This is a genomic window from Bacillus arachidis (assembly GCF_030285945.1).
In the GTDB taxonomy this organism is placed as follows: Bacteria; Bacillota; Bacilli; order Bacillales; family Bacillaceae_G; genus Bacillus_A; species Bacillus_A arachidis.
In genome coordinates this window covers 1,974,866-2,001,858 of sequence record NZ_CP127376.1, presented here as the reverse complement: position 1 = coordinate 2,001,858, position 26,993 = coordinate 1,974,866, and the positions used below count along the sequence as shown (strand labels likewise).

Annotated in this window: 31 protein-coding genes and 1 pseudogene; 9 read left to right on the top strand and 23 right to left on the bottom strand. The window is 35.1% G+C overall.

What is annotated here, in order from left to right; genetic code table 11:
• Positions 1-28: 28 nt before the first annotated feature.
• Together QRY57_RS11675 and QRY57_RS11670 are read left to right on the top strand one after the other, a co-directional pair.
• A complete protein-coding gene (locus tag QRY57_RS11675; protein ID WP_286017502.1) occupies positions 29-1,000 on the top strand; it encodes an MBL fold metallo-hydrolase in 972 nt (323 codons plus the stop codon).
• A gap of 99 nt (positions 1,001-1,099) precedes the next feature.
• The gene (locus QRY57_RS11670; protein WP_286017501.1) at positions 1,100-1,537 is read left to right on the top strand and encodes a hypothetical protein; all 438 of its coding nucleotides are present in this window, start codon (positions 1,100-1,102) and stop codon (positions 1,535-1,537) included.
• 251 nt (positions 1,538-1,788) lie between these two features.
• On the opposite strand, the gene QRY57_RS11665 is transcribed toward QRY57_RS11670, so the two are convergent.
• Positions 1,789-2,478, bottom strand: coding sequence for a DUF3600 domain-containing protein (locus tag QRY57_RS11665; RefSeq protein WP_286017500.1), 690 nt, complete (start codon positions 2,476-2,478; stop codon positions 1,789-1,791).
• On the bottom strand, positions 2,475-3,053 hold the full coding sequence (locus tag QRY57_RS11660; protein ID WP_286017499.1) for a sigma-70 family RNA polymerase sigma factor: 579 nt from the start codon (positions 3,051-3,053) through the stop codon (positions 2,475-2,477). Before QRY57_RS11660 ends, QRY57_RS11665 begins: the two co-directional genes overlap by 4 nt.
• Before the next feature lie 216 nt (positions 3,054-3,269).
• Here QRY57_RS11660 and QRY57_RS11655 point away from each other — a divergent pair, with 216 nt between their 5' ends.
• Together QRY57_RS11655 and QRY57_RS11650 are read left to right on the top strand one after the other, a co-directional pair.
• Positions 3,270-4,247: a quinone oxidoreductase family protein gene (locus QRY57_RS11655; RefSeq protein WP_286017498.1), complete on the top strand. Its 978-nt coding sequence runs from the start codon at positions 3,270-3,272 to the stop codon at positions 4,245-4,247.
• 11 nt (positions 4,248-4,258) lie between these two features.
• Complete coding sequence (locus tag QRY57_RS11650; protein WP_286017497.1) at positions 4,259-4,876, top strand: hydrolase; 618 nt, start codon at positions 4,259-4,261, stop codon at positions 4,874-4,876.
• Positions 4,877-4,973: 97 nt separating this feature from the next.
• Here QRY57_RS11650 and QRY57_RS11645 read toward each other — a convergent pair whose 3' ends face one another.
• From QRY57_RS11645 to QRY57_RS11630, 4 genes are all read right to left on the bottom strand, one after another.
• Entirely contained in the window at positions 4,974-6,143 is a 1,170-nt protein-coding gene (locus tag QRY57_RS11645) for a DEAD/DEAH box helicase (protein WP_026592191.1), read from the bottom strand.
• Positions 6,144-6,162: 19 nt separating this feature from the next.
• Positions 6,163-6,690, bottom strand: a complete 528-nt coding sequence (locus tag QRY57_RS11640; RefSeq protein ID WP_139265504.1) for a hypothetical protein — start codon at positions 6,688-6,690, stop codon at positions 6,163-6,165.
• A 90-nt stretch (positions 6,691-6,780) separates the two neighbouring features.
• Positions 6,781-8,469, bottom strand: coding sequence for a formate--tetrahydrofolate ligase (locus QRY57_RS11635; protein WP_098302598.1), 1,689 nt, complete (start codon positions 8,467-8,469; stop codon positions 6,781-6,783).
• A 100-nt stretch (positions 8,470-8,569) separates the two neighbouring features.
• The gene (locus tag QRY57_RS11630; protein ID WP_208018344.1) at positions 8,570-9,247 is read right to left on the bottom strand and encodes a class I SAM-dependent methyltransferase; all 678 of its coding nucleotides are present in this window, start codon (positions 9,245-9,247) and stop codon (positions 8,570-8,572) included.
• A 205-nt stretch (positions 9,248-9,452) separates the two neighbouring features.
• Here QRY57_RS11630 and QRY57_RS11625 point away from each other — a divergent pair, with 205 nt between their 5' ends.
• Positions 9,453-9,791 carry a hypothetical protein gene (locus QRY57_RS11625; RefSeq protein WP_026592195.1) on the top strand — a complete coding sequence of 113 codons (339 nt, stop codon included), beginning with the start codon at positions 9,453-9,455 and terminating at the stop codon, positions 9,789-9,791.
• Between the two features lie 26 nt (positions 9,792-9,817).
• Here the strand turns inward: QRY57_RS11625 and QRY57_RS11620 are convergent, their stop codons facing one another.
• From QRY57_RS11620 to QRY57_RS11585, 9 genes are all read right to left on the bottom strand, one after another.
• Positions 9,818-10,030, bottom strand: coding sequence for a hypothetical protein (locus QRY57_RS11620; protein ID WP_026592196.1), 213 nt, complete (start codon positions 10,028-10,030; stop codon positions 9,818-9,820).
• 69 nt (positions 10,031-10,099) lie between these two features.
• Positions 10,100-10,420 carry a hypothetical protein gene (locus QRY57_RS11615; protein WP_286017496.1) on the bottom strand — a complete coding sequence of 107 codons (321 nt, stop codon included), beginning with the start codon at positions 10,418-10,420 and terminating at the stop codon, positions 10,100-10,102.
• 51 nt (positions 10,421-10,471) lie between these two features.
• Positions 10,472-11,248: an oxalate:formate antiporter gene (locus QRY57_RS11610; RefSeq protein WP_286017495.1), complete on the bottom strand. Its 777-nt coding sequence runs from the start codon at positions 11,246-11,248 to the stop codon at positions 10,472-10,474.
• Between the two features lie 160 nt (positions 11,249-11,408).
• Positions 11,409-11,834 (bottom strand): GerW family sporulation protein, encoded by a 426-nt coding sequence (ytfJ, locus tag QRY57_RS11605; RefSeq protein ID WP_000349994.1) that lies wholly within the window; start codon positions 11,832-11,834, stop codon positions 11,409-11,411.
• A gap of 292 nt (positions 11,835-12,126) precedes the next feature.
• The gene (locus QRY57_RS27130; RefSeq protein ID WP_432804083.1) at positions 12,127-12,255 is read right to left on the bottom strand and encodes a transposase; all 129 of its coding nucleotides are present in this window, start codon (positions 12,253-12,255) and stop codon (positions 12,127-12,129) included.
• A 148-nt stretch (positions 12,256-12,403) separates the two neighbouring features.
• Entirely contained in the window at positions 12,404-12,766 is a 363-nt protein-coding gene (locus tag QRY57_RS11600) for a cupin (RefSeq protein WP_026592200.1), read from the bottom strand.
• Between the two features lie 23 nt (positions 12,767-12,789).
• Positions 12,790-13,275 carry a GNAT family N-acetyltransferase gene (locus QRY57_RS11595; RefSeq protein ID WP_286017494.1) on the bottom strand — a complete coding sequence of 162 codons (486 nt, stop codon included), beginning with the start codon at positions 13,273-13,275 and terminating at the stop codon, positions 12,790-12,792.
• Positions 13,272-13,820 carry a 2'-5' RNA ligase family protein gene (locus tag QRY57_RS11590; RefSeq protein WP_286017493.1) on the bottom strand — a complete coding sequence of 183 codons (549 nt, stop codon included), beginning with the start codon at positions 13,818-13,820 and terminating at the stop codon, positions 13,272-13,274. The genes QRY57_RS11595 and QRY57_RS11590 overlap by 4 nt, the downstream gene beginning before the upstream one ends.
• Positions 13,821-13,826: 6 nt before the next feature.
• Entirely contained in the window at positions 13,827-14,393 is a 567-nt protein-coding gene (locus QRY57_RS11585; RefSeq protein WP_286017492.1) for a GNAT family N-acetyltransferase, read from the bottom strand.
• Between the two features lie 133 nt (positions 14,394-14,526).
• Here QRY57_RS11585 and QRY57_RS11580 point away from each other — a divergent pair, with 133 nt between their 5' ends.
• Both QRY57_RS11580 and QRY57_RS11575 read left to right on the top strand, forming a co-directional pair.
• Positions 14,527-15,429: an ABC transporter permease subunit gene (locus QRY57_RS11580; RefSeq protein ID WP_286017491.1), complete on the top strand. Its 903-nt coding sequence runs from the start codon at positions 14,527-14,529 to the stop codon at positions 15,427-15,429.
• Positions 15,426-16,466: an ABC transporter permease gene (locus QRY57_RS11575; protein ID WP_286017490.1), complete on the top strand. Its 1,041-nt coding sequence runs from the start codon at positions 15,426-15,428 to the stop codon at positions 16,464-16,466. Before QRY57_RS11580 ends, QRY57_RS11575 begins: the two co-directional genes overlap by 4 nt.
• A gap of 125 nt (positions 16,467-16,591) precedes the next feature.
• Here QRY57_RS11575 and QRY57_RS11570 read toward each other — a convergent pair whose 3' ends face one another.
• A complete protein-coding gene (locus tag QRY57_RS11570) occupies positions 16,592-17,719 on the bottom strand; it encodes a metallophosphoesterase (protein WP_286017489.1) in 1,128 nt (375 codons plus the stop codon).
• 176 nt (positions 17,720-17,895) lie between these two features.
• Positions 17,896-18,321, bottom strand: coding sequence for a GNAT family N-acetyltransferase (locus tag QRY57_RS11565; RefSeq protein WP_286017488.1), 426 nt, complete (start codon positions 18,319-18,321; stop codon positions 17,896-17,898).
• A gap of 130 nt (positions 18,322-18,451) precedes the next feature.
• Between QRY57_RS11565 and pdxR the strand changes: the two genes are divergently transcribed.
• A complete protein-coding gene (gene pdxR / locus QRY57_RS11560) occupies positions 18,452-19,879 on the top strand; it encodes a MocR-like pyridoxine biosynthesis transcription factor PdxR (RefSeq protein WP_286017487.1) in 1,428 nt (475 codons plus the stop codon).
• 19 nt (positions 19,880-19,898) lie between these two features.
• On the opposite strand, the pseudogene QRY57_RS11555 reads toward pdxR, so the two are convergent.
• The 4 genes and pseudogenes from QRY57_RS11555 to QRY57_RS11540 form a co-directional block, all read right to left on the bottom strand.
• Positions 19,899-20,198 (bottom strand): annotated as a pseudogene (locus QRY57_RS11555) (DUF2179 domain-containing protein); the annotation flags it as partial.
• Between the two features lie 26 nt (positions 20,199-20,224).
• Entirely contained in the window at positions 20,225-21,400 is a 1,176-nt protein-coding gene (gene alr, locus QRY57_RS11550; RefSeq protein ID WP_286017486.1) for an alanine racemase, read from the bottom strand.
• 489 nt (positions 21,401-21,889) lie between these two features.
• Entirely contained in the window at positions 21,890-22,858 is a 969-nt protein-coding gene (locus QRY57_RS11545) for an SPFH domain-containing protein (protein ID WP_090688717.1), read from the bottom strand.
• 2 nt (positions 22,859-22,860) lie between these two features.
• The gene (locus QRY57_RS11540) at positions 22,861-23,289 is read right to left on the bottom strand and encodes an NfeD family protein (protein ID WP_090688714.1); all 429 of its coding nucleotides are present in this window, start codon (positions 23,287-23,289) and stop codon (positions 22,861-22,863) included.
• Positions 23,290-23,567: 278 nt separating this feature from the next.
• Here QRY57_RS11540 and QRY57_RS11535 point away from each other — a divergent pair, with 278 nt between their 5' ends.
• A complete protein-coding gene (locus tag QRY57_RS11535) occupies positions 23,568-24,785 on the top strand; it encodes an MFS transporter (protein WP_286017485.1) in 1,218 nt (405 codons plus the stop codon).
• A gap of 50 nt (positions 24,786-24,835) precedes the next feature.
• Here QRY57_RS11535 and QRY57_RS11530 read toward each other — a convergent pair whose 3' ends face one another.
• Positions 24,836-26,311 (bottom strand): amidase family protein, encoded by a 1,476-nt coding sequence (locus QRY57_RS11530; protein WP_286017484.1) that lies wholly within the window; start codon positions 26,309-26,311, stop codon positions 24,836-24,838.
• Between the two features lie 211 nt (positions 26,312-26,522).
• A complete protein-coding gene (locus tag QRY57_RS11525) occupies positions 26,523-26,969 on the bottom strand; it encodes an NUDIX hydrolase (RefSeq protein WP_286017483.1) in 447 nt (148 codons plus the stop codon).
• Between the last annotated feature and the right edge of the window lie 24 nt (positions 26,970-26,993).

Genomic DNA, 26,993 nt, shown 5'->3' with positions numbered 1-26,993 from the left:
GAATTCTACATTACAAGGAGTGATATATGTGAAAAAAGTAGAGCAACTCTCTTCACAACTATACTTGATTGACGATCATGATTTACAACAAGACGAGCGTACAGGTACATACGTTTTAGTTGGTGATGATATTACTTTAATTGAAACGTGTGCTGCCCCTTCTCTTCCTTATCTTTTAAATGGTTTACAACAATTACAAATTAACTTAGCTGATGTTAAAAATATCATTGTTACGCATGTTCATCTTGATCATGCTGGTGCAGCCGGATTAATGATGGAAAAATGTCCAAATGCGACTTTATTTGTCCATTCGCGTGGTGCTCGTCATATGATTGACCCTACAAAATTAATTCAAGGTGCTAAAGCTGTATATGGCGATGCTTTTGATAAGCTCTTCAATCCGATTCTTCCCATTCCAGAAAAGCGAGTCCATATTGTGAAAGATGGTGAGACACTACAAATATCAGAAAATCGGATACTAACTTTTTACGATACACCAGGGCACGCCAAACATCACATAAGCATCCATGATTCCTTAACAAATGGCATTTTTACAGGTGACACAATTGGGATTTATTATCGAGAACTAGCTGAACTTGACGTGGAACTATATTTACCGACCACATCTCCTTCACAATTTCAACCGGATGCGATGATAGCAGCAAAAGATCGTATTCGAAATATGAAAGTTGACTCGATCTACTTTGGGCATTACGGTGCATCTTCCCATGTTTCTGAAGTATATAAACAGCTTGAATACTGGCTCCCTATCTTTGTTGAAGCTGGAAAGCAAGTATTTGAACAAAATCAGGATTTTGAAGCGGCAAGTCATGAACTGTATGTTTTGCTACTTGACAAGGTATCCTCTCACCTTTCCCAGAAAGGCGTACCATCCACTCACTCTATTTATGATGTGATAAAGCTAGATATGGAAATCAGTGCGATGGGAATTATTGATTATCTTACAAAGCAAGAAAAGGCCAAAACAACTACTAACTAAATGAAAAAACATCCGAGGATATAACGCTTTGTTTCAAGCATATATCCTCTTTTTTTGAATATGCTTTTTTAATACTATGCATACAAAAGGAGTGACACAATGAAAAAAGTTACTCAATACTTATGCTTCACTTTATTCATTGTTATATTGCTATTTTGTGGAGGAAAAATTCAATTTCATTTAGATAAACAAGCTGAGCTATCCTTTCATATGTATCATCGAATATTTTTCTTTATGTTTTTCCCCTTTTTCATCGGTGGTGTATTACGTTTCTTTCAACTTATCAGTAACAAAAAGAACCAACATGTATGGAAATTTCAACTAGATAAATTTATAGGCATTGCGTTACCTTCAACATTGATTGGCTTTTCACCTATTCTATTATTCTCACCTATCGGACAATTTCCCCCTTACTTAGCTTACTTAGCTACCCTAACTCTTTTAAATACAACATTTCCCGTAATAATAAATATAATAGCTGGTTACTCATTATTAGATAGTTTTATACGACAAGAAAATTATCATAGTCCCGCATAAAGTGAAACTTTAATCAGTGGGATTCTTCATCCCACACTGATTATTACCCCTCACTAATCGGGCTTTTACGGGCAGTTGATCCCCCACCTATCTTCCTTGTTTCTCTCTGAATCTTGAGGTGGGGGTAGTTCAATAGTGCGATTCTCCTTGTGAGAGTGGCTATATATGCGGTAAGGAAATTTAAGTAATAATTTTCCTACTTATAGAAAGAAGAGCCTTTAATCAAACAAAGGCTCTTCTTTTTATAAGGCTTAATTTATTTGTTGTACCTTTCCATTTACATACTCCATAAACTTATCTGCTTTTACAAAATCCTTCTTATACGCTTCAGGAACTTCTTCTACCGTCACATGTCCACTCGATTTAATTTTCACCTGTACTTTCTCATACGTCATTAACGCTTCTATATATTGCTCGTACTCTTCAGAAGTTAATACTTCTTTACTAGATTTATATCCATTTAATTTATCAAAATACGGCTGGAGTTCCATTGATACCTTTTTCATTTCTTCTTTTTTCGCCGGCGATAATTGATCATAATCAATATTACCGTTTGAATCACCATATTCAAGTTTTGCATTTGCAAGTTTTTTTAAATACTTTGTAAAATCTTCGTATTCCTTTTCTCCAATTTCATCTTTTGCCTGAGACAATTTCGCATTTAAGCGCATATAACCTTCTAAGGTTGCACTTCCTGCATGTTTTTTCAAGTTTTCAAATGATCCGTATATGCCATCCGCCTTAATCGATTGATATGCAAATCCTGTCGTTGGAATTAACAGTGCCGCTGCAAGCACTCCTGTGATAATACGCTTTTTCATCGTTTTCCCTCCGCGCTTCATTTTTACTTGAACCATTATTTTTTCTTTTAACTCCGGCGATGGTTTAATTCCCGTCGCTTCTTCTTGTATAGATTCCCTTACCCGATTATCTAAACTCATTTCACGTCCCCTACCTCTCCTAAAAAGATCGCCTCCACTTGCTCTTTTTGACGTAATTTCTTTAATGCCGCATAAATTCTTGATTTAACTGTCCCTACTGGAATATGTAAAATATTCGCTATTTCTTCTTGTGAATAATCATGTAAATAACGTAGTATAATGACTTGCTTCAATTTGTAAGGTAATTTATGAATAAGTGCAATGAGCTTTTGATTCGAAATCTTGTTCACAACATCATTAGAAAAATCAAATTCAATCGGTTTTCTCTGTTCTTCAGCTTTCTTGACAATGCGTAAACGCATCCACCTTGTTCTCCGATATGAGTGAATTTGTCTGATTGCAAGCCCTATTAACCACGGTCGAAAGGGCTTTTCTCGATTATATTTACTAAGTGATTGATATAACTGTATGTATATTTCCTGGACTACATCATCTACATCTGTTTTTTCCTCTATCAAAAAATGTGCTGTCTTATAAACATCTTGAATCGTTATATCATATAGCTCACTGTATGCTTCTTGATTTCCTGATAGAGTTAATTGAATAAGACGCTGATAGTCTGTTTCTCCTTCCATTTACCTTCCCTCCTTTGTCTTACACTATATATTGGCAAGTAAAAAACATTTCGTTCGATTTTTTTAAAAAATTTTTCAATATAAATCAATATTAGGATTTAATATTTACTACTTTATAACGTTTGCTTATGGCCTCTTATAACAATTATATAATTTTCCAGTTTATGATAGGTGTTTAAAATGATATATATAATATATTTTGAGGGGGACGTCTAAATGAAAGCTATTGTTGTAACTGCATTCGGTGGACCTGAAACGATGAAGTATACAGAAGTAGATATGCCGATTTTTAATGAAAAGCAAGTGTTAATTCGCGTTATCGCAACAAGCGTCAATTTTGCTGATATTAAATCCCGCCATGGGAAAAAAGGAAATGGAAAACTACCATTTATTCCTGGTATAGATGCAGCAGGAATTGTAGAACAAGTAGGTTCGGATGTAAAAAACATCCGCGTAGGACAGCGTGTAATCACCTTTCCTCTTACTGGTTCGTATGCTGAATATGTTGTCGCCAATGAAAACCTTACGTTTGTGTTACCCGATGAAGTTGACTTCACCACTGCCGCTGCTTGTCCTGTTGTATCTTTTACGAGCTACAACTTACTTGCAAGTGTCGCAAGATTACAGCAAGGTGAATCGGTCCTCATTCATGCAGCTGCCGGCGGAATTGGAACAACAGCCATTCAATTAGCAAAAATATTAGGAGCTGGAAAAATCATTGGAACAGTCGGAAGTGAAGCAAAAAAGAAAATCGCTTTAGAAGCTGGGGCTGATCATGTTATTTGTTATCAAAATGAAGATTTTGTAAAGAAGGTAAATGAACTGACTAATGGAGAAGGTGCAAATGTTATATTAGATTCCATTTCTGGTACGATATCAGAAAAAAGTTTAGAATGTCTCGCTTACTACGGCCGCCTCGTCCATTTTGGAAATGCGAGCGGTGAAATTGGCACATTCCGTACAAAAGATTTACATGCAAGCTGTCGTTCTATTCTTGGCTTTAGCTTTGGAACAACTCGAAAGAAACGTCCTCAATTACTCCGTCATACCGCTGATCAAGTTTTTCATTATTTACGTGATGGAAGCCTGCAAATTGAAATTGGTAAACGGTTTACACTTCAAGATGCAGGGAAAGCACATGAATGGGTCGAAAGTAGAAAAAGTACTGGGAAAATTATTTTGAAGGTCAAATAGAGGTGTCATTTATGGGATCACGCATTATGCATTTAATTATTGCAAATGGTATTGCAGAGAGATTATCCATTCAAGATAAAACTTCCTTCTTACTAGGCGGAATCGCTCCTGATGCAGTTCATTCAAAAGTAGAAAAAGAAGTCTCTCATTTCTACGCTGGTACTACAAAGAACTATACGAGAAGAGTCGATTTTGATTCATTTTTTTATAAATATGAATCATTCATAGACTCCCCTTTTATTTTAGGATATTACACACACCTTATTGCCGATGATAATTGGCTAAACGGTTTTTTTCTTCCTTGGCTCCAAAATAGAATCGAGCATGATCAAGCAATTTTATCCCTGTATCATCATGATTTTAAATTGTTGAACGCAAAACTATTACATCATTACGATAAAGAGCAACAATTCCTTTCTATTCTGAATCAAAAAGCAAGCATACCAAAGATTAAGGAAGTAACAGAAGAAAACGTTCTAGCTTTTAAAAAGCTTATTTTTGATGATATGGTATTTCCACAGCAAGATCTGTATGCCGAATTACAAGTATTTACGTTTGACCAAATTGTCGGTTATGTAGAAACTGCTATTGAGAAAGGTGTTTTCTTTCTTAGAAAGGCTCTAACATAATTATTTAACCTTTTAAACACAAAAAAGACGTGACTACTTTATACATGTAGACACGCCTTCTTACTTTCATCATTCTCCCATTAAGAGAAGTCTCTTATTATCTAGGCTTCTTCTTCCCAGTAAATGCAGGTTTCTTTTTCTTTGGTGCTTTCGGTTTTGACTCTACAAAAGTACCTTTAAACATTTCTTGCTTTTTAAATTGAATGCCTAACTTTTTCGCAAATTGGAGTAGTTTACGCTCTTCTTGCGGAGTAACAAGAGAAACAACTGTCCCCTCTTTTCCCATACGTCCTGTACGACCTGAACGGTGAATGTATTGATCTAATGTATCTGGTAATTCTAAGTGAATTACGTGTGTTAAATCATCAATATCTAATCCGCGCGCTGCAATATCAGTTGCAAGTAGAATTTCTAATTTCCCTTGACGGAATGCGCGCATCGTCGCTTCACGTTCTTGTTTGCTTGCTTCTGCATGAAGAGCGGCTGCTTTCATTTTGCGATACTTTAATTTTTCAGCAATTTCATCTAAACGATATGGATCGTTTAGAAAAGCAACTGCTTTTACATTACCCGTATGCATAATTCTTCTTACATAATCATTTTTCTCACGACGCTCACAAACGACATACGTATGTTCCACTAAACTTTTTGTTTCCGTGCGTTTAATGCGAACTAATTGTGGTTCTACTGCAAAATCACGTGCTGCTTCTTCTGCATCTTTTGTCATTGTTGCAGAGAAGAATACTAATTGACGATCACGCATTGTTGATTTAATGACATCTAATACCGATTCCATCATCTTTTGTTTTACAATTTGATCAAACTCATCAAATACAATTGTCTTTACTTCATGCATTTTTAATTTTTTCATGCGAATTAATTCTAAAATACGTCCTGGTGAACCAACAATTACTTTTGGGTGTTTCTTTAACTTCTCTACTTGGCGCTTAATGTCCGCACCACCAATTAAAGATGCACCTGAAATATCAGTTCCTGCTGTAAACTTTTGAACTTCTTCATGAATTTGCATAACAAGTTCACGTGTTGGTGCTAAAACGACAACTTGTGGTTGTTTCACTTCAGGATTAATTTTATGTAAAAGTGGTAGTAAGTACGCTAATGTTTTTCCGGTTCCAGTTGGAGATTCAGCTATAACGTCTTGTCCTTCTAAAATGGTTGGAATTGCTTGCTTTTGAATTTCAGTAAACTCTTTAAAACCAGCCTTCTCCCAAGCTTGTTGCAAAAATGGTTGCATATCTTTTATCATTTGTTTTTCTCCTTTATCTCTATTTTTGAAGAAAATGTTGTATTGCTCGCACTGTTTCTATCATGTGAGAAATAACAGCTATTAAATCATCAACATGGTCTTCTGTAATCGCTTTTTGAAATAGAACTTCTACCTTATTATGATATGAAATCGCTTGCTTATTATATTCGTATGAAATTTGTTGCGTAATCATTCGCTCTTTTCCCCAGATAGATTGTAACAAACTTTCGATTTTTTGGCAGTCTGTTTCTGGGTGCTGCATAGGGAACGTGAAGCGTAGTTTCATTTCACATCCTGGTATAAACTGTGGCACCTCTAATATCTCACCTGATAGGTTCTTCGCATCTACAGACAGTGAAAACGTCGCTTCTACTAGCGGTTCAAATTGTTCAGTTAATTGAAATGAAATATTATATATGCGGCTTAGCGATGCAAGGTCCATCATATCTTTTCGATCAGTTACAAGAATATCACCATGTAAATCAAAATCATAGACAGCTCCTTCAACGATTACTTTTAAGTTGTCAAAAGCAGTTGGATCAAACATAATTTCCTCCAAAAAACAGGCGCCTTTCGATGGAAAGGCGCCACTTGATGTATATATAGTTTACAGATAAACGAGATGAATTACAACCTTTTAGAATAAACCTACTGCTTTTCCATCTTCATTTACGTCCATTTGAAGTGCAGCTGGTTGTTTTGGAAGACCTGGCATTGTTAACATTGTACCAGTTAACGCTACAATAAAGCCTGCACCGATAGATGGTTTCAATTCACGAATTGTAACGATAAAGTCAGATGGTCGTCCTAACTTTGTTGCATCGTCAGAAAGAGAATATTGTGTTTTCGCCATACATACTGGCAAGTTACTCCAACCTTCTCCTGTAAATTGAGCCAATTGCTTACGTGCTTTTGGAGCAAATTCAATATCTTTTGCACCGTATACTTTTTGAGCAATTGTACGAATTTTTTCTTCTAATGGCAATTCTAAATCATAAAGTGGTGCGTATTTATTGTCACCTTTTTCAATTACTTTTAATACTTTCTCAGCAAGGTCCACACCGCCTTGACCACCTTTTTCCCAAACTTCTGTTAAGGAGACTTCGTAGCCACGCTCGTTACACCATTCTTGTAAGTATGTAACTTCTGCATCCGTATCTGTAATGAATTTGTTAATTGCGATTACGAATGGAACACCAAACGCTTGAATTGTCTCAACGTGTTTTTGTAAGTTTTCCATTCCTTTTGCTAGCGCATCTACATTTTCTTCTTTTAACTGATCTTTCGCCACGCCGCCGTGCATTTTAAGCGCACGGATTGTTGCAACAATAACGACTGCTTCTGGTTTAATGCCTGCTGCACGCGCTTTAATATCTAAGAATTTCTCAGCACCTAAGTCCGCACCGAAACCAGCTTCTGTAATCACATAATCACCTAATTTCGCTGCCATTGTTGTAGCGATAACACTGTTACAACCGTGAGCGATGTTAGCAAATGGCCCGCCGTGAATAATTGCTGGTGTATTTTCTAATGTTTGTACTAAGTTTGGTTTTAATGCATCTTTTAATAGAAGTGTTAACGCTCCTTCTACGCCTAAATCTTTAACTGTTACAGGCTCATTATCCATATTATAAGCAACTACAATACGAGATAAGCGTGCTTTTAAATCTTGAATATCTGTCGCAAGGCAGAACACTGCCATAATTTCAGATGCTACTGTAATATCAAAACCGTCTTCACGCGGTACACCTTGAACTGGTCCACCAAGACCAATTACTACATTACGCAGTGCACGGTCATTTAAATCTACACAACGCTTCCATACAATTTTTCGTGTATCAATCTTAAGTACATTTCCTTGTTGAATATGATTATCGATAAACGCAGCTAATGCGTTATTTGCAGTTGTAATGGCATGAATATCACCAGTAAAGTGAAGGTTGATATCTTCCATTGGTACAACTTGTGAATAACCTCCACCTGCTGCACCACCCTTTAGTCCCATTGTCGGTCCTAGTGATGGCTCACGAAGTGCAATTACTGCTTTTTTACCAATTTTATTAAATGCTTGACCTAAACCAACTGTTACTGTTGATTTACCTTCTCCTGCTGGAGTCGGGTTAATCGCTGTTACTAAAACAACTTTTCCGTCCTTCTCAGTTTGTAAGCGCTTAAAAATATCAAGAGATAATTTCCCTTTATAATGACCATAAGGCTCTAGTTCTTCTTCTAAAATATTTAACTCAGCTGCAACCTCTTGAATTTTCTTCATACTTGCTTCTTGTGCTATTTCAATATCGGATTTAACTGTTGTAGTAGTTGTCATATTCCCTAGTCCCCCTTTAATTGGTTCTGCCCATATTGTATCAGTTTTTTGTATTTTCTGCACTTATTTACCTCCTAATTTTTTCTCATTTCTTCAAGCATTATTTTTTCAACATAAATACCCACAAAAATGTTAGAGCTTGCTGCAGTTCTACTGATAATTGCCCAAGCATTTTTTCGTTTACCCCTCGTTTATATACACCTATACCATCTACTATTTGAAATCCTTGCTCCTCAGCAAGCTTTTCAAATTCCCAAGGCATCATTGTATTACAAACAACATCTTTTCCATATAAACGAGGATAGCTATTTTCACGTGGTTTTGCTGTTGGTCCTAAAATTGCAATACACGCATATCCATCAGGTCTCAAAACACGTTTTATCTCATGTAACGCCTGTAAGGGCTGCTCTGTCCATTCTAACGAGTTCACCGCTAATATCGCTGGAAATTGTTCAGTCTCAAAGGGCAATGAAGAAAGATCTCCTTTCACAAATGACAAATTCGGCCCTTCTCCGCGTTCCTTTCCTTTTTGAATCATTTGCTCAGATAAATCTATACCGCACGCTTTATATCCTGCTAGACTTAATTTATATGTACCATACCCATCACCGCAGCCAACATCTAGAACTGCCACACCATTTTCTACATACTTTTCAAAAAATGGGATGATCGTACTTCGACTTCCATAATCCCACATCTCTTGACTATTTTGATTCCAAGATTCCGCATTATCGTCCCACTTTTTTTCTGCGGATTTATGCCAATTAAACTTTGTCATGTTTCCCCCTACTTTCACTTGTTTTCACTCATTCCATTCTACATCATTTTCCAATATTCCTGTTTATTCTTGCGGAGAGATGGATAAGATAGCAACAGACTTATGCATTCTCCAAATTTTGTATTACTTGGATATAACTCATACTCATGTTCTCGTCTATTTGAAAAATAATAAAGATACACCCAATTGAAAGAGAGGGATGTACATGCCAAAAAAACGAACACATCATTTTAAAAGTGGTGAAAAAAACGAAGAATATGCAGCTGAAATCTCACCAGGGCATCTTCCAATTCGACATAGACGCAAAGAAATTGCACATGAAATAGAAGGTACAAACACTGGTACAGTTATCGGTTATGTAGCACTATTTCTTTCTTTATTCTCAATTGCTTTTTATCCAGTTACCCTTGGTTCTCTTTCCATTTTAATTGGCCTATTAGCCGTTAATTTTGGAGCAAAAACACTTGGATATACAGCCATTGGATTTGGTAGTTTTTCTGTTTTATTTACGTTATTGTATCCACTTGCTTTATCAGCATTATAAAACACACCAAGTATTACTTGGTGTGTTCACTCGTGATACAACATAATATGTCCACATGCGCAGCAATGCTTTGCTGTAATTTCTTGAAACACTGGATAGTTTTCTTCATCCCTATGTTCAATGAATACCTTTTCAAAACGATACATGTTTTGGGCGTATGCCCAGTCTTGTTTCGTACGTGCATATAATGTAGATGAAAAGAACTCTTCTCCACCACAAACTACACATATTTTTTTCATTCTCATCCCCCCTACGCTTGTCTTACTTCATTTATATGAACATACGCATAAAAAAAAGACCTTCTATCATTAGAAAGTCTTTTCCGTAACAAAAAGAAATGTATTAAACATACCTACTCCGCTATACTCTTTCTTTTTACCAGCTTCTGTTTCAAAAGTTTGTTTCACTGTTATAAAAAATACACCGTTTCGTGTATCTGTGCTTACAAACTTCATTTTTTGTTCTTTCTCACCTACATTTTGTGTGCATTCAAAGCTATCTTGATTACAAATTAATGCATACTTATCCTCTAAATAAGACCTGAAATCAGATTCTTTCGGACAAGTTAAAAGTAGTACTGCAACAAGAATAATGCTGACAATACCTACCGCTGTATAATATTTCTTCATTGTTTCTCCTTTCAAAAAACAAGAAAACTTGACCTAAATTGCCAAGTTCTCTTAGTCCACAACCCATTGCCACTCTTGTTCTTTCTTATCAAAAATAAGCCAGCCTGTTTCGGTTGCATCTTCTTTTAATTCCTCTATGTTATCTAGTACTTCATCCGTACTTTCATACGAACCAATTACATACACAGGAATCTCTAAGCCTCTTCTTGACTCAATTTTTCCCGCTAAATCAATGTACAGTCCGTCTTCCATTAAGGGAACAAGCCCAAGAATAACTTCTTTTGAAATTGCTGGGAATATTTTCGATTTTTGAAAGAAAGAAAATCGTTTTTTTCCAAATGAACCGAGTTTGTACGGAATTACTTTGCTAAGCATTCCTACAAAATCAGCAATTCTACGGTAATACACTTTGTTGTACCAACCATCATCATGTGAAAAATAGACAAATCTATTTTTCAAAAGTGGGAAAAACGCTCTCCCAAGTGGTTCTTTTTTGTGAGCCAAATATAACAATTCTGCAATTTCCTTTGGCTCCAATTCATCTAAATCGCTTGCATCATCAAAGTCCACCCAACAGAACTCATCAAATTCATCAATCTCTGCTTTTATTAATTTATGTATGTTCTCTTCTTCGACATATTCGAATAAAGTATGATAGTGAAAATCAGTCCACTCAAAATTATGTTTTAAAAGCAACACTTGATGAAGCGGTGAAGGGATATTACTTGCAAACTCTTCAAATGTAATTCCAGCTGTAATAAAACAATGACCCCGACGATTACCATTAATATATATCATATTCTTTACTTGGTCAGATCCTCCAGACAAAGCACCTAGCCACCTTCGTTTTAAATGTTTCAATTCTATAGCATATTTTAACATGAAAAATTTTAGAAACATAGAAAAAACTTCAAAAACTATTTACAATTTCATTAGTTTTATTACATACTGATTACAAGAAAAAAAGCCTATTGAAAAATAGGCTTTTTTACGCGATTTCGTCCGGATTTTGCGGATGATGATTTTCAGTATGCTTTTCATTTTTTTGAAATATGGATTGAATCTTATCAATCGTTTGTGGCGCTAACTCAATCATTTTTTCAGCTAGATGTGTAGCATTTTGTAAGTGAAGAATATTCACGCCATCTTTATTCACTACAAGAAAAGCTACCGGGGTAATGGAAACACCGCCCGCACTTCCACCGCCGAATGCTGGATTACCTTGTGCTCTTTGACCATCATTTGTTTGAAAATCCGATCCCCCTGCTCCAAATCCAAACGCTACTTTGGAAACAGTTAACACCACACCGCCGTCAGCCGTCTGAACAGGCTCTCCAACAATCGTATTAACATCGACCATTTCCTTTAAATTTTCCATTGCTGCTTTCATTAATCCTTGAATTGGATGATCCACCGTTCATAACCTCCTTTGTCATATCTTTCCTAGTTTTTCCTAAACTTTGTGAACTAAACATAAAATTTTATATTGATTTCAAAAATCATAAGTTTGAATATTGAGAAAAAATAGAACAAAAAAAGAGATTATGATGATACGAAAATTAACAAAGCGTGATCATGAACAAGCGCTTACCTTTTTAACACATCACACAAGATGGCAATTTCTAAATCTTTTTCGGTTGATCATTTTCCGCCTCTAGTTGTTTGACCTCAGCCGGTGAAACCGCTTCATGACGCCCAGCTACTTGTCAATCATGATCTTGAAAAGCTTTTGCCCATTTGTGTACTAAGTTTGGACTAAGATCATGTTTTCTAGCTACTAATGCTTTATTTCTAGTTTCTACCACTTCTTGTACCACTTGTTGTTTAAATTCAATAGAATGTTAAATACCCCCTTAATTGGCTACCTCGAGTATAAAACCACTCTTAGTAAGAGTCCAAGTTCATTAGGGGGCTAAAGAGATCCTTGCTATACTTCCTTTTCATTTGCCTTTTAAATCACCTTTTCACCCTCCTATTATCTTCTCATCCTATTTCTACAATTGGCATTCGGATATTATTTTCTAGATTCTCAGACTCAATTACAATCGCCATAAGTCCCGTTTCTGAACTCGTTTCATGGAATTCCCCTTTATTCCAGAAGACAGCTTGACCGGGTTGCACTTTCTTTTTCATTTTATCTGCGCCACAGACAAGTCCTTCCCCTTGCACAATAAGAAGCAGCTGGGGAACAACTGCTTCATGATACCCAATTATTCCTTTTGGTTGTAAATGCATACAACCAATATGTACCTCTCCCTCATGTTTTACTATGTTTGACATAATAAAATTAGAATGAAACACTGCTATGTGATTCCCTACCTTTTCACTGAAATCGAATATCTTCATCTTATCTCCTCCTAAATCATCCCCTACACATGTAACACCATTCTTACCGTTTGCATCATGTGTCCCTCAAAGTCTTCTTCAAATTGCTCTAAAGCTGCAAAGCCCTTTGCTTCATAAAACCGTTTCCCTTTTTCATTCGCTGCTTCTACATGAATATAAATCTTTCTAACCCCTTCTAAATAGGTAATACCTCTTTGTAATAAAGCTGTCCCAATTCCTTTTCCTTGATGCTCCGGCAATAAATACATAGCCCCTAATTCTGCTTCATTTTGATATTTTATAGGTGAAAAGTTAGCAAATCCAACAACTTGATCATCCACTTCTACTACGAATAAGTGTGAATGTTCCAAACGTCGTTTCATCATTTCAAATGAATATGCTTGTCCTAAGAATTTATCTTGAATCTCCTGTGGAATAAGTCCTCTATATGTATCATGCCAAGCCACTTTCGCCACTTCTTGTACAGCAATAATATCTCGTGCATTCATATCTCTAACTACATACGTCATATTAATGCCCCCATTTTTTTTAAGTTGCAGTGTGCTAGCACACTATAAGAAATTGGATTGTTATTTTCATAGTTCACTTTAATTAACTTTAAACCTTCTACAATTGCCTTTTGTGTACTAAAATTCTTATATACAAAATCCATTACACAAACGAATTGCTCTCGCTCTAAACGATTTGCAATCGTACAATGTGGCACCCACTTCTCTGGTACATAATACGACTGCGGGTAATCATGAAAGTCCATAAAATGATTATGAAACAATTGATGTAACTCTAGTAACCTTCTCGTTATCGTTGGTGCCAAAAAGATGGTTCCATTTGTAGGGAAAGTACCGACAGAAGAAAATTCAACTGGAAAGCACCCTATATCCTCTGTAAACTCTTCTAATTTCTCTCCATATGCTTTCAAATCCAAAGTATGATAATCAGCCAATGTAATATGAGGCTCTAGGTCTTTATTATGTACAATGTCCGTTAGCCCTTCTCTAATCACTTTCATATACTTCAAAAACTCCTCATCAAATGTAGCAATAACGGCGTACATCTTTCTTCACTCCTTTGCTTCTCTTAACTCTTCCCACTCTTCTCGAATCATTCCCATTCGAATAGAATCATAATATATTCCATTATAGTAACGACATTTTCGCATTCTACCTTCTAATTTCATACCGATTTTTTCTGCGACTTTCATCATTCTTTCATTTCCAGACCAGGTTGTTAGTCCCACCCTACCAATCTCCATGTTTTCAAATAGCAAATCCCTATATAATCGCAAGGCTTCTGTTCCATAGCCACCATTCCAATACGCTGGGTCATAAATCGTAATCCCTATTTCTAACCAGCGTGACGCCTTATATTCCCAATAGAAGCCAACTGTCCCAATTATTTTGTTATCCGTTTCAATAATAAATTGCGACAGGGGCTCCTCTTTTAGCTTAGATTGTAAACTTTCCATATACACCGGATATTTCTGAATAGAAAACGGAAAGTATGGTGCATCCCACTTTTTCCACTCAGGGTTTTCTTCCTTATATATTTGTGAATATAAAGAATGTATATCTTTCTCTTCTATTTTTCTTACGATCACTTTTTTACCTTGTAAATATATATGTTCCATACTTTCCTCCCATGCTATTAAATCAAATATTAGAATTTAACATACTACTAATATTATATTTATTTTTTAGAAAAATCAAACAATAACAATAATTTTATTGTATAATATTGTAAAAAGATGTCGGAGGGATTTAATGTTACATAAAATATCTCAATTCACAATAAAACTTTCATCGATTGTTTTATCACTCTTACTATTGTTAAATTTACCTTATTTATTTGTTACTCAAGGCGGATTCACCTTTCAGCCGCTTCAATTTTTCAAACAGATTTTTACTATGTTACAAGAAGTTTTATCACCGGAATCCCTTATCGTTCTATCATCAGAAGCGAAGTTCGGCAATCTAAAAAAAACTCCGTTGTTTCCAACCGTATTAGAACCTTATATATATTCATTTACTGTTTTGTTCACAGCTTTTGTTCTTGCACTCTTTCTTTCATCTAGCATGGCATTTTTTTATTTTTTAGCAAAAGATTCTATCAAAAGGTGGATAAACCGACTTGTTTTTATATTAGAGGCTGTCCCTGACATGATGATGATGATTTGCTTACAAATGTTTTTCATTTGGTTTCTTAGGAAGTTCGGGGAATCTCCAGTCACAATTATTTCTTTTAATGAAAATCGAGCTTATTTACTTCCGATTTTATCTTTAGCGGTTTTACCTACATTACAAATGTTTCGGATGATGATTTTATATATAAAAGAAGAACATGGAAAACAATATGTAGAGGTTGCATATGGAAAAGGTCTTTCATCAAGTTATATACTATGTATCCACTTATTTAAAAATATATCTATTCACTTCTTCCACCATTTAAAAACAATTTTTGTTTTCTTACTTTCTAACTTGTTCATTTTAGAATTTATTTTTAATATGAAGGGCATTATTCAATTTTTATTTAGCAAGGCGTTTGTTTCACCTTCTGCTACATTTATCATACTTATCATGATTATTTTACCGTTTTATATTATCTTTCAAATAATCTCTTTAATTATGAATAGGTGGCAAAAACAAATGAAAGGAGAAACTCTATGAAATCTATTTGGAAATCAAAACGCTTTTTAGTCGGATTCATTTATCTTTTTGCATTAGTTACAGCTAGTTGTATTTATAGTTTGTTCTTTAAAGATAGTATACCAGAGGCACCTCTATTGCTTTATAATGACAAGAATGAGTTACTTGGAAAGGCACCCTTTTCACCATCTTTAATGCCACCTTTTGGCTCTGACCGTTTTGGAGAATCGATCTTCTTACAAATTTTAGACGGAGCTAAATTTACAATTTCATTTGCTGTTGCAATTAGTTTATTACGTATTTTATTTGGGACATGTTTAGGTATCCTATTAAGCTTATACGCTGCAAAATGTAAAAGATTTTTCCAGGCATGTTCAGAGGTATTTTATTATATCCCAACTGTATTTATCGCATTTATGCTCATTACACCAGTTAATATTGAAATCACATCAAATGCAGATCGACTAAGTCCAAATATCCCATTTGCACTTTATCAAGCTATCATACTCATTTTCATCGCTCTCCCTACAATTTCTTTTTATATTTCATCAGAAGTTGATGAGTTTATGAAACAAGATTATATATTGAGCTCACAATTAATGGGGGCAAGCCGTTTTCATATTATTAAAAAACACTTGCGTGTCTTATTATTAGACCGAGCATTTGTTTTATTTATGGAGCATATTGTCCAAACACTCATACTTATGATCCATCTAGCATTACTTAACATTATAATCGGTGGGATACAACTGAAAGAAATGGACCAAGGTGAGTTCAAACCTGTTTCACTCTCGAATGATTGGGCAGGCCTTATTGGATTAAATCGTTATGAAATGAGTCTTTCATTATGGATTATCTTTTATACACTCATCACATTCTTTATTACTATACTTTTCATTAAACTTATGACTATTGGAATTCAAGATGCCCTAAAAACAAGGAGTTCACAAGCAATAATAGTACAACCTGTTCAAGATCAAAAAATATATGTGAAAAATAAAGATTCTTTTTCATTTGCTTCTTTAGAGAAAAGAAAACGGTCTTCATTACATTTGTAAAAAATGATTGAACTTATACAAAAGAAAAACTATTTGTTAATCTATACTTTTTATATTAATGCAAATTCGCTCTCAAAGCCTACAACATAGAAAATAGGGGGATAAGTTCCCCCTATTTTCTCTCATTAGCTAACTGTCTTAATCTTTTTCTCACTTAACCTAAGTAAAATCCCTTTCTCTATCCAGCCTTCCACACCATCTTTTTTTATTAAATCATATCCCGTACAGCTATCATCAATAAGTGAAACAATATCACCTTTCCTTACACTTATTTGCGCACAAGAAATATCGGTTTTAACAGTATAATTACCTGCTTCATCTTGCTTTATATATTCATTTTTAACATATAATCGTTTATTTGTTTCTATTTGTTTGCATACTGTAAAATCATCATTTCCTTCAACTGGTACAATATGATAATACGGATACATGACTCCACCTTGCATCATTGGTTCCGCATTAAAATCCGCTAAAATTTCATATTGTGAAAAATGATCTACATATGTAGATGAAAACGCATCTCTAGAAATTGATCTATGAATGATAAATGCATTTAATTGTCCCGCTTCTTTAATAGTATTCCCGCCATCAATCGCAATTATTTTTTTATTTTCATCGATAACTGGATTATTAGATGGTGCCTCTTCAGAATAATTAACAACAGGCCAATGTCCAACTATTGCATACTTATTTGCGCGATGTGACTTAGTAAAAAACTCCGGCATTGCAAACGCATTTTTCCGTTCGGTCTTCTTCCAATCTTCTATATCCTCAAGTCCTGCATGCACAAAAATATAGTCCTCTGTTTCAATAGCAGTTGGTAATTCCGTGAGCCAATTAATCTCTTTTGAAAAACAGCTCATTAATATATCTTTTACCTCACCAATATCCGTCTCTTCATTAATATGAAAATCTAATTGGGAAAGCCATTCATTAAAGATAGAATACTTTCTCGTACATAAATAGTTTATTAACCCAGGATTTTCATTTAAAAGAGCCTCAACTAAAGCTTCACAATTCCCCTCAACAACATGTACCTTTTGATTCTGTGCTGAAAGTTCCATGACATAGTTTACAACACCATTACTATTTCTTCCTTTTTCACAAAGATCACCATTAATTATTAAATAATCTTCTGCACTAAAATTAACTTTGCTTAATAGTTTCTTAAAAAGCTCTAGCTCTCCATGAATATCAGAAATAACAATAACTCTTCCGTCGTTTGGAATTGATAATTTTTTTATTTTATCCAATATAGACGCCCCTTTTTTCATTTACAGCTTTCTACATATTTAAATGTTTTTTCATCATTTCATAAAAATAATTCGACAAAATACCCTATTACACCTTTTTTTCACTTATTTCTGTTATAACAAAAAAATAGCAGATTCTATATCCTATCACATTTAGAATCTACTATTTTTCTTCACTATTGTAGCTCTTTACAAAAAGCATAACTTACCTTATCATATCCTTCTCTTTCATAAAATCTATGTGCATTAATTCTTGGAAACGCTGACGTCAAAACAACCGAACTACATTCCTTTTCTGCTCCCCACTCCTCTATATATGATAATAATGCTTTACCATATCCTTTGGAGCGATGAGCCTCTGCCGTTACAAGATCATATACAAAAACATGTTTCTTATTATAAAAATTCGTACATATCGCTACCCCAGCAAGGCTCACCACCTCATTTTCTTTATTATACAAAGAAAATAATTGATAACGTTCCTCTTTCATCTGATGAAATAAAGATTGCACTTCCTCTTTTGTAAGTGCAGTTCGTAATTGTTGTAAAACGGGTAATACCCCTTCTAATTGCTCCTTTGTTTTTATTTCCTTAACATTCATCCGTAATCTCCCCTAACTATTTATAAAATTTTCTAAATGTTATATCATTACTATAAATAGAAACTGCCCTTTCCTTAAGTGGCAGTTTAATTCTTTTTTATAAGGACAGTTTTAAGGGAGGGCGTATACAATGGATTTAATTATTCCTCTACAATTAGAAAGTCAAACACCTATCTATATACAAATTTACAACTACATAAAACAAGAAATCTTAAAGGGAACACTACCTGCTGGAACACGTCTCCCTTCTCATCGAAATTTAGCATTACAACTTGGTGTCAGCCGTATTACAGTCGAATCAGCTTATCAGCAGTTATCCGCGGAAGGTTATGTGGAAAGTAAACCAAAGCGTGGTATATTTGTAACGGAAGTAGATGTGGATGTTATACCGAATAAACACCAAGCTCCATCTACCCCTTACCAATCTCAAAAAACACAAACAGAACCGCTCTATTTTGATTGTAGCCAAGGAAATATCGATCAAACAGCCTTTCCACTCTCAAATTGGAAAAGAGCGCTACATGAAAGCTTACTCCAATATGAAAATGACTTATTTACAAAAGAAGACCCACAAGGAGAACTTATACTTCGCACTCACATTGCAAAGTATTTGTATCATGCTCGCGGGGTTCATTGCACACCTAATCAAATTATTATTGGTGCCGGTACACAGCCCCTTCTTTGGTTACTCTTACAATTGCTTGGAATGCAAAAATCATACGCCATAGAAAACCCTGGGTTTCATCGCATAAAAACCATTATCCAAAGCTGCGGACTTCCTATTCATCCTGTTCCATTAGATGAAAAAGGAATGAACATTTCATCTCTCAGTAATTGCGATGCTAATGTTGCTTATGTTACGCCTTCTCATCAATTTCCATATGGCATGATTATGCCATTATCAAGGCGACTTGAATTATTAAAATGGGCCAATGATCGATCTGGTTATATTATTGAAGACGATTATGATGGGGAATTTCGCTACGTTGGAAAACCGATTCCCTCCTTGCAAGGACTTGATACAAATGAACGTGTTATTTACATGGGGACTTTTTCAAAATCATTTTTACCTTCCTTAAGAATGGGCTATATCGTTCTTCCTAATCACCTTTTGGAAATCTATACAAACTTAGGTGGCATTTTCAAACAAACTGTATCTAAAATACAACAGCTTGCTTTTGCTAACTTCATTCAAAAAGGAGATTGGGATCGACACTTAAATCGTGTTCGTACATTATATAAGAAAAAGCATCATACATTAGTCAAATCAATTTCGAGCCAAATGGGTACTAATGTTGATATCCTTGGGGATCAATCTGGACTTCACATTGTACTACATGTTCATAACGGCATGAATGAACAAGAACTTATTCAATCAGCTGCTGTAAAACATGTAAAACTTTATCCTCTATCCATTTACGATTCAGTAAATAATTTACAAAAAGAAGCTTATGTATTATTAGGTTTTGGTGGGATACCGATTAATACAATCGAAACCGTTGTAACATTACTAAAAGAAGCTTGGTTTGCTAAAAAAAACGGTCCCTTGCAAAAATAATTGCAAGGAGCTGTTTTTCTCACATCTGATCATTTGATGCTCGCACTGAACACGACGACATTCCTGGACGTTTCACACCAGTTGTTTCTTTTGAATAAGAAGCTTCAATGATGGCACTTAAATCTACAGAGAGGACGAGATCTTTCATCTTTGGATAAATAAAACGTTTTGTAATACAGTAGGTGCTTCTCTGGTGTTCTCCTAAAAAAACACCTTCTCCATGTAGATACGTAACAAAAAGTTCTAACTCCTTCGTAACAATATAGAGAATTGCGGGTAAAAACATCGCTTGCTCAATTGAAAATAAAAAAGGACTGAACCTTAGCGATTCAGCCCTTTTCTCAATTATTTTTTTCTTAATATATTCACAACAGCAGTCATTTCATCATTTTCTTTATATACGCGCGGGATTCTTCGGTCTAGCATACAAGTTACTTCATAGTTAATTGTCCCAAGCATATCTGCGATTTCTTCTACTGGAATTTCTTCCTCACCTTGTTTACCGTAGAAAACCACTTCATCCCCTACTTGTACAGGCATTGCTTTTGTAACATCTAACATTAACTGGTCCATACAAACTCGCCCAAGAACTGGTACACGAATTCCGTTAATTAACGCATGCCCTTTATTTGATAGCTGACGATTATATCCATCTGCATAACCAATCGGAACAGTCGCAATCCATTCTTCACCAGTTGTTACATACGTATTCCCATAACTTACACCACGATTTTTTTGTGCGTGCTTAATATGTGCTACTTTCGATTTTAATGACAATACCGGCTGCAATGAAACAACGGTACGATCTACTTCTTGTGAAGGATACATGCCGTAAATCCCAATCCCAACACGAACCAAGTTTTGAAATGTGTTGCTTAGCTCCATTGATCCAGCACTGTTTGAACTGTGAATATACGGAAGGTGAATCCCTATTTCCTTCGCTGTATTGACAGCTTTCTCAAATAAATTCGTTTGCATATTTGTATATGTTTTATCAATTTCATCAGCTGTAGAGTAATGTGTAAACATACCTTCTACTTCTACATGCTTCATTTTTTTTAGTTCTTCCAAAAATGGCGAAACTTCTTCTTCTTGCAAACCAATACGGCTCATTCCTGTATCAATTTTCACTTGAACACGTGCTTTCTTTTCTAACTGCTGCGCTACTTTATCAATACCTTTTAAGTCTTCTATTCTATATACTGTCATCATGATATCATATTCAATAGCATCTATTGCCGCTTCTACTGGTGTATAACCCAAAATTAATATCGGCTCAGAAATTCCCGCCTCGCGCAGTTCAATTCCTTCATCTACAAATGCAACAGCAAGTTGATTCACTCCTGCCTCAATTGCTGCTTTTGCGACTTCAACCGCCCCGTGTCCATATGCATTCGCTTTTACAGCTGCCATCATTGCAATATTTTTATCGTTTACACGTTTTTTAAATTCTCTCACATTATGTTTTACAGCATCTAAGTTCACTTCAACAATTGTATCTCTTCCATATCTCAAACTCATCGGTCTAAACTCCTAACTCAATAATTGCTTTCCATTCTATTTCTCGTTTAATATGACCTTTTACAATATAATACTTTTCAATTTTCTAGTCAAACTACTAGAATTTTCGGAATTTTGAGTATTATATAATACTCCTAAGACACTATTATATACGGATATGGGGAGAATTACAATATTTGTTCAAGCAGCGTTGCATCATCCATTCACCTTCTCTGCATCCCAATAATATTTACTAAATGCTTCCGTTAAGACATTGATTGTATTATATAACTCTTCCAAAGTATTAATTACAAATGTATATGAGAAAATAAAAAATAACACTTTCTTTCCGTGTATGTGAGCTGCATATTTTTTTAATGTATCACCATCTTTATATACGAATATATGCAAGCCTTATGTAATATAACTCTTACTTCGTTTAGCGTAGGAAGTCTTCTCAGTTAGAATGATAAAAAAAGAGAAATGGTAGCCCATTTCTCCTTTTCGTTTCTATTGTTCTTTCGGTGTATCAGAAGAAGGCAATTTCTTCTCTTGTTTTTCTTTGAAAATTTCACCAATTGCACCGAGTGTACCAAGTGTTTCAATCGCATTAGACGGAATGAAGACTTTGTTAGCTGGTCCTTTTGCAACCTCAGCCAATGACTCAAATGATTTATAAGCAAGAACGCGTTCATCTAAGTCCGCTGCACGTAGTAGTTCAATTCTGTTTTGTTCCGCTTTTGCAATCGTTTCAATCGCTCTCGCTTCCCCTTGCGCTTCTAATTCTTTTGCTTCCCTTATACCTTCTGCTTCACGAATACGCGCTTCTTTATCCCCTTCAGCCATCAAGATTTTACTTTGTTTTTCCCCTTCTGCACGAAGGACCTTATCTTGTTTCGCCGCTTCTGCTTCTAGAATAATAGCACGCTTATTACGCTCTGCTTTCATTTGTTTTTCCATTGCCGCTTGCACATCTTTTGGCGGATTAATGTCTACTACTTCTACACGTTCAATCCGAACGCCCCATTTTTCGGTTGCTTCATCAAGCGCTAGACGAATTTCTGTCGAAATTTTTTCACGCCCTGATAATGTTTCATCCAGTTCCATTTTACCAATAATTTGACGCATTGTTGCGGATGTAATATTACGAACACCATATTCATAGTTAGAAATACCATATGTCGCCAGTTCAGGCTCAACAATTTGATAGAAAATAATCGTATCAATTTCTACTTGTACATTATCTTTCGTAATAACTTTTTGTGGTGGTACATTTGTTTGTTGAATACGTAAATCATGATATACACGTATACGATCTACAATTGGGATTATTAGATTTAACCCCGGCTGCATGATGCGTTGGAATTTACCAAACCTTTCAACCACACCTACCTTTTGTTGGGGCATGATTTTAATTGTTAACGCGATGAATACAATGACAATTAATGCAAAAATAATCGTTAATGTTAATGCTACCATTTTTATTCACTCTCCCTTTTCACATGTAAAACAGTGCTGCTCCTCTTTATAACAATGACTCTTTCCCCAGTAGAAATGGGAACATCTGAAATCGCAGTCCAAGTATCGCCATCCACCTTCACAATCCCATTTTCTTCACTTGTAATCGCTTGCAGGATAATTCCTTTTTTACCAGCCAGTTTATCGACAGTATCCGTAAATCCTTTTGCCTCTCGAAAATTTTTAGAGATTCGTTTCGTAAAGAAAGTCAATGTTAAACTCACTATTGCCCCTACAACAACTTGTAGAAATAATGCATCTGGAGCAAACAATGCAATAAGACCTCCGACAACTGCTCCAATGCCAAGCCATAGCATGTAAAAGGTAATTGATAACATTTCTGCAATAAATAAAATACCGGCTATAATAAACCAAACTACCCATCCAGCCATATGCAACCCTCACTTTCTTTTTTATTTTCTATATGTATATGAAAAAAAGAATTGTTTATCACGTCCTCCTAATTAAATAGGAGACGTTTCAACGGAAGCATTATACATATTCACTGTTACGATGAATATCACTAAAATAGTATATTAATATATTCTTTATTATACATGAAAATTCCTGTCTAAAAGTTACAAAAAATAAAATTCTTTCAAAAAACTTTTCCGCAGATTAATATGAATATAAAGAAAAAATAATTACTTATAAAAAGGTGGTATTCCTATTGCCTCAACGACCATTATCCTTTTATTGGGTTTCTAAAATATGCATCACTCTTGTTGAAGTTGTGTACATAATGATTCTTACTACTCATATTTATATAACAACTAAATCAGCTACTATCACAGCTTTTTTTCCATTATTACGAGTTATTACAAGTTTTATTGCGAGTACATCCGCACCACTTCTAATGAATCGTTTTCCATCTTATTCATTACTCATTACATTACAGGGGATTAAGACTTCCCTTTTGATTCTATTAACCGTACTATTTCCCTTACTCTCTTCTAACATCGTTGCCCTTCTTGCTTTTATTATTCTCATTTCATTATGCGAAGGTTGGAGTTCCCCTTTATTATATGCTGTTATTCCACGCCTAACACCACAAGAAAAATTAGTAAAAGTAAATAGTGTCTTTTCCTTTTCAACACAAATTGTTCAAGCAACTGCTTATTCATTTACAAGTGTAGTGGTATTATTAATTGGTGCTACTCCTACACTTATGATAAACAACGTATTAATGATTTTTGGATGTACTACATTATATGTTTCATTGCACACTATACAATCTGAACAAACAATAGAGAAATCATCTTCCAAATCAGCTACATTAATAGAAGGATGGAAACTTTTATTTCAGCACCCCTCCCTCCGTACCGTTACATATATGGACTTAATTGAAACTTTTGCTGGCACGATATGGATTGGCGGTATTACAATGGCTTACGTAACGACCGCTCTTCATAAAGGAGAAGAGTGGTGGGGGTATATTAACACAAGCTATTATATCGGAACATTAATTGGTGGACTATTAGCATGGCGAATAAGTACATATATTCAAAATAACTTAATACGCTCAATGGCTTTAGGATCTCTTCTATTCAGCGTGCTCACTTTCCTATATGGCATAACAAGCAACGGATTTATTGCACTGTTTCTTTGTGTTCTAATGGGGCCTTCCTATCAAATTCGAGATATTTCCCAAACAACCGCTTTACAATCAAGCGTACCACCGCCTCTATTATCAAAAGTGTATACCGCTCATGGCACACTTACTTCGGCTGTTTCAGGAATTTCTATGCTAAGCGTTGGTATTATTACCGATATGTTCGGTGTCCGTACTATCTATATCATTGCTGCTTTTCTAATTTTATGTTCTGCTTGTTTATCTTTTATTTTACTAAAACATACGAAGCGGCAAGAAAAGGACCTTTCTCTTTAAGTTCACAGAGTGTAAAAAGGATAGGTCACCCTATCCTTTTTACGCTGTATTTATGATAGATTTGGAATTCGTCTATATTTTGTAGCTTGTTCAAATGCATATGCAAGCCTAATTAACGTACCTTCGCTAAATGCAGTACTTGCTAAAGTGATTCCAAAAGGCCTGCCGCTGTTCCTATATCCGGCCGGTATCGCTATGGAAGGATAGCCAGCTTTAGCGCATATTGTTGATCCTATATATGAAGGAAAGAGAATTGCATCAAGACCATATTTCTTCAAGGCAAAATCAATTCCTTGCTCCTGGGAAAAATATAAATCTTCTAACTTTGCATTTAAGTATTCAGGATTTCTTAGGGTATTAGGAAAATCTTTTCCCATTTCTAACCTTTTTTGTCCATATTTTAATGCCTTTTCTTCTATGCCTTTATTAAATGCAATTAATTCAGAGATAGAATGAACTGGAATATTTGAAGGTAACTTAGAAAGATAATTATCTAGACTATGTTTTAATTCATACGACGAGACTCTCCAACTCCACTCCCTAAGAAAAGATGGGATTTCGATATCTTCTAATACTGTCGCTCCTTCATTACGCAGTACTTGTACAGCATTCTGAAATAGTTCCTCATCATACTCTCCAGATTCGTAATAGTCTTCAGATGCTTTGTTAAATACTCCAATTTTAGCGCTCCTTAAACCATTAGAATCTAAATAAACCGTATAATCTTGTTGAGCTCTCCCTTCGCTTTTATAGGTTGCAGGATCAAGTTGGTCTATTCCTGTTAAACTCCCTAATAAAATTGCCGCGTCAGTTACTGTTCTAGCAAAAGGTCCCGCTGTATCTTGCGAATATGTGAAAGGGATAATCCCTCTGCGACTAATCAAACCAACAGTCGGTTTAATACCAACTACAGAATTTTGAACTGCCGGACTTAAAATAGAGGCATCCGTTTCTGTTCCAACAGATAAAACAGTAAAGTTTGCAGTAACTGCTATAGCTGATCCTGTACTCGAACCACCAACAAAAAAATCATCATCACCTGAACGATATGGATTAATGACTTGTCCTCCTCTTGAACTATATCCAGCCCACATCTCAAAAGACATCCCATTCGCTAATTCCGTCATATTCGTCTTACCTAATATGACAACACCTGCTTCACAAAGCTTTTTCACAAGAAATGCATCACTACTACTTATATAGTTTTCAAGAGCGATTGTCCCTGCACTTGTATGCATTGAATCATTTGTTTCAATATTATCTTTTAAGAGAACAGGAATACCGTGTAAAGGACCTCTGACACCCTTTATTTTTCTTTCATGATCTAATCCTTCTGCGATAAAAATCGCATCTGGATTTATTTCTAAAATAGAATTTATATTCGGACCGTCCTGGTCATACTTCGCTATCCTATGAAGATAATACATAACTAACTCTTTCGAAGTAAATTCCCCATTCTCCATCGCTGTTTGTATATCTTGAATTGTTAATTCTTTTCTTAGTAGTTTATTGAATTGGATCTCCACCTAAAATCTCTCCCTATTCGTTCTTTCCTCATTTCAAATCTTATTACTTATCAATTTTAATCATTTTGATTTCTCCCCATTTCAACAAATAAATCCTCTACCAAGAATTTCAACTTCCACTTTCAAAAACCTTCCATTTCAAAGAGAATAAAAAAACGTTTTAGACGAACAAAAGCTGTCTAAAACGTTTTTTAGTATATGAACAAACTTTCTACTTCACATACATCTCTTCTAATAAATGAATAAATTCGCCTTGATTTCCTGCTAATACAGGACACTTTGCGATATCGATCCATTCGTAACAAAATACTAAACCTCGATCTTCATCCCCGGCACTTACTGTATGTTCCCACGTATCCTTTACATCTGTTAACAACGAAATATGGAAAAAATGGCATTTTTGATATTCCTGTTTTTCTTTTACATGGATGATATAATCATCAATGTAACGTTCTATACATAAATGACGTAAACCCGACTCTTCTAACACTTCACGTATTGCTGCTTCTTCTAATTTTTCTCCTTCTTCAACCGTGCCGCCTGGGACCTGTACACCTGCTTCTGGTATATCACGATGAGTAAAAACCAGTAACTGTATAACTCCTGCTTTCTCCCTTGTAATGTATGCATATACTTTTTTCTTATATAACATTGTCACCTGAACCATCTCCCCTTAAATTGA

What these genes read in the sequence shown, in the direction of transcription:
- QRY57_RS11585 (WP_286017492.1), bottom strand. Translation starts at nt 14,393, where the DNA reads ATGGAACATATATATTTACAAGGTAAAAAAGTGATCGTAAGAAAAATA.
- QRY57_RS11625 (WP_026592195.1), top strand. Translation starts at nt 9,453, where the DNA reads ATGCCAAAAAAACGAACACATCATTTTAAAAGTGGTGAAAAAAACGAA.
- QRY57_RS11630 (WP_208018344.1), bottom strand. Translation starts at nt 9,247, where the DNA reads ATGACAAAGTTTAATTGGCATAAATCCGCAGAAAAAAAGTGGGACGAT.
- QRY57_RS11640 (WP_139265504.1), bottom strand. Translation starts at nt 6,690, where the DNA reads ATGTTTGATCCAACTGCTTTTGACAACTTAAAAGTAATCGTTGAAGGA.
- QRY57_RS11620 (WP_026592196.1), bottom strand. Translation starts at nt 10,030, where the DNA reads ATGAAAAAAATATGTGTAGTTTGTGGTGGAGAAGAGTTCTTTTCATCT.
- QRY57_RS11595 (WP_286017494.1), bottom strand. Translation starts at nt 13,275, where the DNA reads ATGACGTATGTAGTTAGAGATATGAATGCACGAGATATTATTGCTGTA.
- QRY57_RS11670 (WP_286017501.1), top strand. Translation starts at nt 1,100, where the DNA reads ATGAAAAAAGTTACTCAATACTTATGCTTCACTTTATTCATTGTTATA.
- pdxR (WP_286017487.1), top strand. Translation starts at nt 18,452, where the DNA reads ATGGATTTAATTATTCCTCTACAATTAGAAAGTCAAACACCTATCTAT.
- QRY57_RS11600 (WP_026592200.1), bottom strand. Translation starts at nt 12,766, where the DNA reads ATGAAGATATTCGATTTCAGTGAAAAGGTAGGGAATCACATAGCAGTG.
- QRY57_RS11575 (WP_286017490.1), top strand. Translation starts at nt 15,426, where the DNA reads ATGAAATCTATTTGGAAATCAAAACGCTTTTTAGTCGGATTCATTTAT.
- QRY57_RS11645 (WP_026592191.1), bottom strand. Translation starts at nt 6,143, where the DNA reads ATGATAAAAGATATGCAACCATTTTTGCAACAAGCTTGGGAGAAGGCT.
- QRY57_RS11615 (WP_286017496.1), bottom strand. Translation starts at nt 10,420, where the DNA reads ATGAAGAAATATTATACAGCGGTAGGTATTGTCAGCATTATTCTTGTT.
- QRY57_RS11650 (WP_286017497.1), top strand. Translation starts at nt 4,259, where the DNA reads ATGGGATCACGCATTATGCATTTAATTATTGCAAATGGTATTGCAGAG.
- QRY57_RS11660 (WP_286017499.1), bottom strand. Translation starts at nt 3,053, where the DNA reads ATGGAAGGAGAAACAGACTATCAGCGTCTTATTCAATTAACTCTATCA.
- QRY57_RS11590 (WP_286017493.1), bottom strand. Translation starts at nt 13,820, where the DNA reads ATGTACGCCGTTATTGCTACATTTGATGAGGAGTTTTTGAAGTATATG.
- QRY57_RS11655 (WP_286017498.1), top strand. Translation starts at nt 3,270, where the DNA reads ATGAAAGCTATTGTTGTAACTGCATTCGGTGGACCTGAAACGATGAAG.
- alr (WP_286017486.1), bottom strand. Translation starts at nt 21,400, where the DNA reads ATGAGTTTGAGATATGGAAGAGATACAATTGTTGAAGTGAACTTAGAT.
- QRY57_RS11580 (WP_286017491.1), top strand. Translation starts at nt 14,527, where the DNA reads ATGTTACATAAAATATCTCAATTCACAATAAAACTTTCATCGATTGTT.
- QRY57_RS11545 (WP_090688717.1), bottom strand. Translation starts at nt 22,858, where the DNA reads ATGGTAGCATTAACATTAACGATTATTTTTGCATTAATTGTCATTGTA.
- QRY57_RS11635 (WP_098302598.1), bottom strand. Translation starts at nt 8,469, where the DNA reads ATGACAACTACTACAACAGTTAAATCCGATATTGAAATAGCACAAGAA.
- QRY57_RS11665 (WP_286017500.1), bottom strand. Translation starts at nt 2,478, where the DNA reads ATGAGTTTAGATAATCGGGTAAGGGAATCTATACAAGAAGAAGCGACG.
- QRY57_RS11540 (WP_090688714.1), bottom strand. Translation starts at nt 23,289, where the DNA reads ATGGCTGGATGGGTAGTTTGGTTTATTATAGCCGGTATTTTATTTATT.
- QRY57_RS11565 (WP_286017488.1), bottom strand. Translation starts at nt 18,321, where the DNA reads ATGAATGTTAAGGAAATAAAAACAAAGGAGCAATTAGAAGGGGTATTA.